The sequence below is a fragment of the Archangium sp. genome (genome assembly GCF_036388035.1).
Taxonomy (GTDB): domain Bacteria; phylum Myxococcota; class Myxococcia; order Myxococcales; family Myxococcaceae; genus Archangium.
Genome location: NZ_DASVSO010001050.1, coordinates 1 through 7,876, shown reverse-complemented (window position 1 = coordinate 7,876; position 7,876 = coordinate 1). Strand labels below are relative to the sequence as shown.

The window sequence follows — 7,876 nt, the reverse complement described above, 5'->3', positions numbered from 1 at the left end:
TGAGGAAGTCGTCCGAGCGCGCCGTGGGACGCTTGTAGTGGGGGCCCTCGAAGGCCACGGGCTGACCGCCGCGCGACACCGTGAAGAGCGCCTCCTCCAGCTCCTCGGAGGGCGCGTACCACTTGAGCAGGCTCACCGGGTGACGCGAGGTGTTGGTGAGGGTGACCGTCACGACCGCGCGCTCGGTGGCGCCGATGACGGAGGCCTTGGAGGACAGGCTCACCGCCACCTCCCCCTTCTCACGCAGCTCCTGAGCCTCGGTGGAGAGCTCAGCGCCGGTCGAGCCCACGTCGCCCGGCGCACCGCACGCGCCCAGGAGGGACACGCTGGCGAGGCCAGCCAACCACTTGAAATTGCCACGGAGGTTCTTGCTCATGTCGCGGACTTCCTTTGCTGGGGGGACCGGCGGGACGGGTTGCTCCCGGGCGATGTCGTCCGGGCGCGGATGGACCATTAGCAAGGCTCGGGCCAGTTGCTGGCTTTCGAGGAAATGCGGGGTTACGAGCGCCTCCACCCGCTCCGGGGAACATCGAAGCTCCACCTCCCTGGCGCCGGAATGTAAAGGAACATCACGGGAGCATGGGCTTTCCTCAGTAAAACCAAGGACTTTGGAGCACGCGCAAGATCGTCCGAAACCAGGACACGAACTGTTCTCCTCGAGGACACCCCGCGCCCAGGGGCACAGCTCCTCGTGTAGAGACATCCAAACACAGACATAAAAACATATTGATTGTCATTTATTGCGATAAAAATACACACAAAACATTGCGCAGAACACCAGCAAAGACAATCAATACATCAACAAACAACAAGCGCGGCCAGCGCAAAGACAAACATCAACAAAAACACACCGCAAGAGCAATAAAGAAAATACAGACACAAAATCATTCAAATACAAATTCGACTCGCAATCCTTATCAAAATAAATAAATTGCACACATCGAATGAGAGTCATTGCAAGACATATCAGTATGCTGTCACTGTAACGACGGGTTTTGTAGTCAAATGTAGGCACGATATCCGTCCTACTCCTGGAGCCGAGGGACTGAGGGGTCGTCTATGGTCCGGGCCCGGCACTTCCGATCCGAGCGCTCCGTGACCTCTCCTGTCCCCTCTCCTGCCCGCCTGCTCGAAGGACGGCGCTGCCTCGTCACCGGCGGCTCACGCAACCTCGGCCGGGCGTTCTGCCTGGCCTTCGCCCGAGCCGGCGCGAAGGTCGCCTTCACCTACTCCAAGCGCACCGAGGACGCCGAGGAGACACGGCGCCTGCTCCAAGCGGAGGGCTGCGAGCCGATGGTGTTCCAGGGCTCGGTCGCGGATGGGAAGCACGCCGCGGCCACGGTGGAGGCCGTCGTCGCGGCCTGGGGCGGCCTGGACGTGCTCGTCAACAACGCGGGCATCACCCAGGTGCTGCCCATCGCCCTGATGGACGAGCCGGACTGGGATGCCGTCATGTCCGTGAACGTGAAGGGCGCGTTCCTCTTCAGCCGCGCCGCCCTCAAGCCGATGCTCCGCGCGCGCGGCGGGCACATCCTCAACATCGGCTCGTTCTCCACCGACCGGGTGGTGAGCAGCCCCGTCCACTATGCCGCCTCCAAGGCCGCCCTGAAGGGCTTCTCCGAGTCCCTCGCCGCCGAGGTCGGCAAGTACGGCATCGCGGTGAACTACCTGGCGCCGGGCCTGCTGAACGCGGGGCTCGCCAGCCGGCTGCCGCAGCACCGGATCGCCGAATACAAGGGCCAGGCGTCGCTCGGGCGGGTGGGCACCCTGGACGAGGTCGCCGCCTTCACCACCTGGCTGGTGTCTCCGCGGAACACCTTCATGACGGGCGCGAAGATCGCGCTCGACGGAGGCCTATGAGCTCCGCGCGCCCTTCCCTCCTCGAGGGCTACGAGCTGTTCCGCCGCCATGTGAACCCCCTCAGCGTCACCCGGGCGGAGATCACCGGGGAGCCCTACCGGGTGGTGGCCGTCCGCGAAGGCCGGCTCGTGGACGCCGATGGCCGCGAGGTGGACGACTTCCTGTCGGGCTGGGGGACCCAGGCCTTCGGCCACCGCAACCCGGAGATCGGCCGGGCCCTGCAGGAGTTCCTCGCGGGGGGGTCGCCCTCGTACTTCACGTCCGTCATCAGCCCGTATGCCGGAATGCTGGCGGCCCGGCTCTGTGAGCGCACGGGCGGAGCCTTCGATCGGGCCTTCTTCGTCAGCGGAGGCAGCGAGGCCGTGGAAGCGGCGCTCAAGCTCGCGCGCGCGTCGACCGGCCGGCCGCGCATCCTCTGTCTGGAGCGGGGCTACCACGGCTACACCATGGGCGGCGTGTCGATGATGCACCCGGGGACGTACCGGGACGCCTTCGGCCCGCACCTGCCGGCCGTGGACCGCCTGCCCTTCGGAGACGTCGCCGCCCTGGAGGCCGCCCTCGCCTTGCCAGACGTGGCGGCCCTCGTCGTCGAGCCCATCCAGATGGAAGGAGGCGTCCGCGCCCTTCCACCCGAGTACCTGCGGGTGCTCTGCGAGGAGACCCGGCGGCGCGGGGTGCTCCTGGTGGCGGATGAGATCCAGACGGGCCTGGGGCGCACGGGCCGCTTCCTCGCGAGCGATGCCTGGCCCCGGAGGCCGGACGTGGTGGTGCTCGGCAAGTCGCTCGGGGGCGGACTGATGCCCGTGTCGGCCATGCTTACCCGCGCGGAGATTTTCGACCGCGCCTACGGCACCCACCCCACCGCCGAGTCCCACGCCTCCACCTTCAGTGGGAACGCGATGGCGTGTGTCGCCGCGCTCGCCTTCCTCGACCTGCTCACCGAGGACGTGCTCCAACGGGTGCGCGAGCGGGGCGCGGAGCTGCACCGCGCGCTGCGCGAGGCGCTCGGGGGCCTGCCACTGGTGGAGGAGATCCGCGGCGAGGGCCTGCTCGCCGGAGTGGCGTTGCGTGCCGCCGACCACCCGTGGCTCACCTTCGAGTACCTGGGCATGCCCGAGTACAGCGAGCGCTCGGCGGTGGGACTGCTCGCCTGTCACCGGCTCTACAAGGCGGGCTTCCTGGTGAACGTGTGCGGCCACGAGTGGAGCGTGCTGCGGTTACAGCCCCCGTTGGACACGGGGAGCGAGCGGCTCGCGGCCTTCGTACACGCGTGTCGGGACGCGGTGGAGTACCTATGCCAGCTTCGGTGAGGGAGACCGGGTGGATCGGAGGCCGTCGCTTCGATGGCTTCTTCTTCTTCGGCAGCAGCCTGATCGCCGGCGCCCTGGGGCTCGCCACGCTCGCCTGGCCCGTGCTCCTCCTGCCGCTGTGGGCCGCCTGGCTGCTGCTGCTCGATGGGCCGCACCTGCTGGCGACGTTCGGCCGCACGTACCTGGACACGCGCGAGCGCAAGGAGCAGGCCCGACTCCTGGTGGGAAGCCTGCTGCTCTTCGTACCTGGGCTCGTGGCGTGGGGCGTACTGCGGCTCACGGGCGAGCGCGCCGCCTTCGACCTCTTCCTGGGCTTCGCCACCCTGTGGTCCTTCCACCACGCGGTCCGGCAGAACTACGGCCTGCTCTCCCTCTATGAGAGCTTCGCGAAGGCCTCGCCCCGGGAGCGGCGGCTCGACACGGGCTTCCTCTATGTGTCGCTGTGGGCCTCCTTCGGGCTGTTCCTCCTGGGCCACCCGGAGAACCGCCGCATCCTGGGACTGCCCGCGGAGCTGCCGGCGCTGGGGAGGCTCGCCCTGGTCGGGGGCGGCGTGGCCCTGACATTGTTGTCCCTGGCCTGGCTCGTCTTCGCCGCCGTGCGCATTCGCCAGGGCCGAGGCGCGCGTCCCGCCCTCTTCCTCCTGTGCGCGGCGTGCGGCTCGGCGGTCATCCCCTTCTTCGTGGTCGGCCCCTTCGAGCCACTCGTGCAGGGGCCCCAGACGCCCGAGCACATGTTCATGGCGGCGGCCATGGTGGGGGGCGTGATGCATGGGCTCCAATACCTGGGCATCGTGGTGGCCGCGAACCGCCGCCGGTTCACCCGGTACGAGGAGCGCTCCTTCGCCGCGATGCTGGGCCGCGCCCCGGTGGCGGCCTACGGCCTCATGGTGGCGGTGTCGGGACTCTACCTGCTGCTCAACTCGGCGCGGGGCGCGTCCCCCGTGGGCTCGATCTTCCCCGAGGCGAGCACGTCCGGGCAGCTCTTCCTCGTCTTCTATTGGGGCCTCTTCTTCCACCACTACTACCTCGACCAGCGAATCTGGCGGGTGCGGCAACAGCCTTCCCTGCGGTACGAACTGGGCCTCGAGGAGGCAGCATGAGACGGGCGCTGGTATTCGGAGGAACGGGCTATCTCGGGAGCGAGGTGCTGCGCGGCCTGGCCGAGGCGGACGTGCCGGCGGAGTTCACCTGGCACACCGCCGCCGAGCGGGCCCGGCAATTGGAAACCGAATTGAAGCAGCGGGGGCATGCGCTGGACGTGCGTGAGTCGGGCGCCATCCGCCGGCTCTGCGCCTCGCTGGAGGCCGAGGGCCGCTCACCCGACGTCTTGGTGCACTGCCTGGGCGTGGGCCAGGAGCGGGCGCTCGCCGACATCTCGGAGGCGGACTGGGAGGACTTGCACGCCATCAATGTCCGCTCGGCGTTCCTGGCCATCCAGGCGCTCGCGGGGCCCATGGCGGCGCGCGGGGGGGGAGACATCGTGCTCACCGCGTCCTTCGATGGAAGCCGACCGATGCCCGCCCCGGCCCACTTCGCCGCTACCCAGGGAGCGCTCTGTGCCCTCGTCCGCTCGCTCGCGAAGGAGCTGGGGCCCAAGGGGATTCGCGTGAACCTCGTCACGCCGGGGCTGCTCGAGGAGGGCATGTCGCGGAGCGTCGACTCGCGGTTGGGAGAGGACTACCGGCGCTTCAGTGCCTACGGCCGTCGGGGCAAGGCGCCCGAGGTGGCCCGCGCCATTCTCTGGCTGGCCCTCCACAACACGTACATGACGGGGGCCGTGCTGCCGGTCAACGGCGGGCTGTGATGGAATTGGCGGGAGTCCCTCCGAGGGTTCCGAAGCAACACCTTTAGGAACACATGCGCGCCACCATCTTTCGCGGGGGAGACCTCGTCGTCGACACCCTGCCCGATCCGGTCCCTGGCAAGGGGCAGGTGCTCGTCAAATCCCTGGCCTGCGGCATCTGCGGGTCGGACCTTCACACCGTCAAACACCCGCAACGCTTCATCGAGGCGATGCAGCGCGCGGGAGCCCCGGACATCATCGACACCTCGCGTGACCTGGTGCTGGGCCACGAGTTCTGCGCGGAGGTGCTCGACTACGGTCCCGAGACCCCGCGCCGGCTGCGGCCCGGGACGCGGGTGACGTGCATGCCGCTGACGATCAGCCCGCAGGGAGTGCGCTCCATCGGCTACTCGAACGCGCTGCCGGGAGGCTTCGCGCAGAAGATGCTGCTGGACGAGACGCTCCTGCTCGAGGTGCCGAACGGGCTGCCCACCGAGCACGCGGCCCTGGTCGAGCCCATGGCCGTGGGCATCCACGCGGTGGAGAAGGCGGAGTTCCAGGGCGGAGAGGTGCCGCTCGTCATCGGCTGTGGCCCGGTGGGGCTGGCGGTCATCGCGGCCCTCAAGCTCAAGGGGGTGCATCCCATCGTCGCCGCGGATTACTCGCGCACCCGCCGAGCCCTGGCGGAGAAGCTGGGAGCGGATGTCGTCATCGATCCCGCCGAGCACTCGCCGTACAAGCTCTGGGAGAAGCACGCCGCGGGAGGGAGTCCGGGCAGCCTCAAGCCCGCGGTGATCTTCGAGTGCGTGGGCATGCCGGGCATCGTCCAGCAGGTGTTCCAGGGGGCACCGCCGGCCGCGCGCATCGTCGTGGTGGGCGTGTGCATGGGAATGGACCAGGTCGATCCGATGCTGGCCCTCTACAAGGAGCTGCGGATCCAGTTCTCCCTGGCCTACACGCCCGACGAGTTCGCACGCACCCTTCGCCACGTGGCCGAGGGGGAGCTGGATGTGGCACCGCTCATCACCGCTCGCGTGGGACTGGAGGGGGTGAAGCAGGCCTTCGACGAGCTGGGCAACCCGGATCGGCACGCGAAGATCCTGGTGGATCCCTGGCGATGAGGCAGCGGGGGCTCGGTCTCGCCCTGCTGGCGGCGCTGGTGCTCCACGCCGTCACCAAGGGGCAGGCGCGCCTGCCCGAGATGCTGTGGCTCTGCCACGTCGCCACCACCCTCCTCGCGGTGGGGCTGCTGGCCTCCGCCCGGTGGCTGGTGGCGACGGGCTTCCTCATCCACCTCGCCATGGGCATGCCGGGCTTCCTGCTCGACGTGGCTTTTGGAGAGCGGCCCTCACCGACGTCCTGGCTCGTCCATCTCCTCCCGCTGGTGGCGGGAGGAATCGCGCTGCGCGGTACGGGCCTGCCGTCCCGCACGTGGCTGGCGGCGTGGCTCACGGTGCTCGTCATGTTGGCGGTGAGCATCGTGGCCACGCCTCCCGCGCTCAACATCAACCTGGTCCACGAGTCGTGGGGACCGATGAAGGCCGTGCTCCCGGGCGTCTGGCCCGTGCGCGTCTTCCACGCCCTCGAAGCGCTGGGGTTCCTCTTCGGAGCGGAGCTCCTGTTCCAACGCATCTGGCGCGCCCGTTCCGAGCACTTTGGTAGCGTGAGGGTCCGATGAGCCTGAACCTGCTGCACGAGCTCGCGGCCGTGCTGCCGCCCGAGGCCCTCGTCACCGATCCCGACGTGCTCGAGGCGCACCGCCGCGATCAGGCCGGGTGGGCCTTGGCTGGCACCCCGCGAGTCCTCGTCCGTCCAGCCTCGACGGCCGAGGTACAGGCCGTGCTCCGCGTCGCGGCGGCCCACCGCGTGCCAGTGGTCGCCCGGGGAGCGGGGTCGGGGTTGTCGGGCGGCGCGAACGCCGTGGACGGCTGCATTGTGCTCTCGCTCGCGCGGATGAACCGCGTGCTGGAGCTCGACCAGCGCGGCATGTACGTCGTCGTCCAGCCGGGCGTCATCAACGCCACCGTCAAGGCGACGGCGGCCGAGCACGGCCTCTGGTACGCGCCAGACCCCGCGAGTTGGGAGTTCTCGACCATCGGCGGCAACGTCGCGACCAACGCCGGCGGCCTGTGCTGTGTGAAGTACGGAGTGACCGGGGATGCCGTGCTCGGGCTCGAGGCCGTGCTCGCGGATGGCTCCGTCGTCCGCACCGGTGGCCGGATGGTCAAGAACGTCGCCGGCTATGACCTCACCCGGCTGTTCGTCGGCTCCGAGGGCACGCTCGGCATCGTCACCGAAGTCACCCTGAAGCTGCGACCCCGTCCGCCCCCGGCGACGACGCTGGTGGCCTCGTTCCCGACGCTCGTCGGGGCCGGTGCGGCGGTCACGGAGATCATGGCCACCACGCGGCCCTCGCTCCTGGAGCTGATGGACCGCACGACGGTGCGCGCCGTCGAGGCCTTCAAGCCCCTGGGCCTGGACGTCGAGTCCGCGGCGCTCCTGCTGGCCCGCTCCGATGCCGGGGGTGAGCAGGGCGTGGCGGAGTGCACACGGATGGTGGCCGCCTGCGAAGCCGCTGGAGCGACCTTCGTCGCACACTCCGCCGACGAGGCCGAGGGCGAGCTGTTGATCGTCGCGCGGCGGCTCGCCTTCCCCGCGCTGGAGCGGCAGGGCGCGACCCTGCTCGACGACGTGGGCGTGCCGCTCTCGCGCATCGCGGAGCTGCTCGCGGCCGTCGAGCGCATCGCCGAGCAGCGCGGCGTGCTCATCGGCACGTTCGGGCATGCCGGCGATGGGAACATGCACCCCACCCTCGTCTTCGACCGGGACGACCCGGAGGCGGTGGCGCGGGCGAAGGGGGCGTTCGACGACATCCTGCGCGTGGTGCTCGACCTGGGAGGGACCATCACCGGCGAGCACGGAG

Annotated in this window: 7 protein-coding genes and 1 pseudogene; 7 read left to right on the top strand and 1 reads right to left on the bottom strand. The window is 69.2% G+C overall.

Annotation, left to right across the window (positions count from 1 at the left end):
• A pseudogene (locus tag VF697_RS43305) lies at positions 1 to 376 on the bottom strand (peptidase M35); the annotation flags it as partial.
• 719 nt (positions 377 to 1,095) lie between these two features.
• Between VF697_RS43305 and VF697_RS43300 the strand changes: the two are divergent.
• The 7 genes from VF697_RS43300 to VF697_RS43270 all read left to right on the top strand — a co-directional run.
• Positions 1,096 to 1,860: an SDR family NAD(P)-dependent oxidoreductase gene (locus VF697_RS43300; RefSeq protein ID WP_331104640.1), complete on the top strand. Its 765-nt coding sequence runs from the start codon at positions 1,096 to 1,098 to the stop codon at positions 1,858 to 1,860.
• Complete coding sequence (locus VF697_RS43295; protein ID WP_331104638.1) at positions 1,857 to 3,170, top strand: aspartate aminotransferase family protein; 1,314 nt, start codon at positions 1,857 to 1,859, stop codon at positions 3,168 to 3,170. The genes VF697_RS43300 and VF697_RS43295 overlap by 4 nt, the downstream gene beginning before the upstream one ends.
• A complete protein-coding gene (locus VF697_RS43290; RefSeq protein WP_331104636.1) occupies positions 3,155 to 4,270 on the top strand; it encodes a hypothetical protein in 1,116 nt (371 codons plus the stop codon). The genes VF697_RS43295 and VF697_RS43290 overlap by 16 nt, the downstream gene beginning before the upstream one ends.
• Positions 4,267 to 4,974 carry an SDR family NAD(P)-dependent oxidoreductase gene (locus VF697_RS43285; protein ID WP_331104634.1) on the top strand — a complete coding sequence of 236 codons (708 nt, stop codon included), beginning with the start codon at positions 4,267 to 4,269 and terminating at the stop codon, positions 4,972 to 4,974. Before VF697_RS43290 ends, VF697_RS43285 begins: the two co-directional genes overlap by 4 nt.
• Before the next feature lie 53 nt (positions 4,975 to 5,027).
• Positions 5,028 to 6,074: a zinc-binding dehydrogenase gene (locus tag VF697_RS43280; RefSeq protein WP_331104632.1), complete on the top strand. Its 1,047-nt coding sequence runs from the start codon at positions 5,028 to 5,030 to the stop codon at positions 6,072 to 6,074.
• Positions 6,071 to 6,631 (top strand): hypothetical protein, encoded by a 561-nt coding sequence (locus tag VF697_RS43275; RefSeq protein WP_331104630.1) that lies wholly within the window; start codon positions 6,071 to 6,073, stop codon positions 6,629 to 6,631. The genes VF697_RS43280 and VF697_RS43275 overlap by 4 nt, the downstream gene beginning before the upstream one ends.
• Positions 6,628 to 7,876, top strand: a 1,249-nt coding sequence (locus VF697_RS43270; protein WP_331104627.1) for an FAD-binding oxidoreductase, incomplete at its 3' end; no start/stop codon positions are given. The genes VF697_RS43275 and VF697_RS43270, both read left to right, overlap by 4 nt.

What these genes read in the sequence shown, in the direction of transcription:
- VF697_RS43295 (WP_331104638.1), top strand. Translation starts at nt 1,857, where the DNA reads ATGAGCTCCGCGCGCCCTTCCCTCCTCGAGGGCTACGAGCTGTTCCGC.
- VF697_RS43290 (WP_331104636.1), top strand. Translation starts at nt 3,155, where the DNA reads ATGCCAGCTTCGGTGAGGGAGACCGGGTGGATCGGAGGCCGTCGCTTC.
- VF697_RS43285 (WP_331104634.1), top strand. Translation starts at nt 4,267, where the DNA reads ATGAGACGGGCGCTGGTATTCGGAGGAACGGGCTATCTCGGGAGCGAG.
- VF697_RS43280 (WP_331104632.1), top strand. Translation starts at nt 5,028, where the DNA reads ATGCGCGCCACCATCTTTCGCGGGGGAGACCTCGTCGTCGACACCCTG.
- VF697_RS43275 (WP_331104630.1), top strand. Translation starts at nt 6,071, where the DNA reads ATGAGGCAGCGGGGGCTCGGTCTCGCCCTGCTGGCGGCGCTGGTGCTC.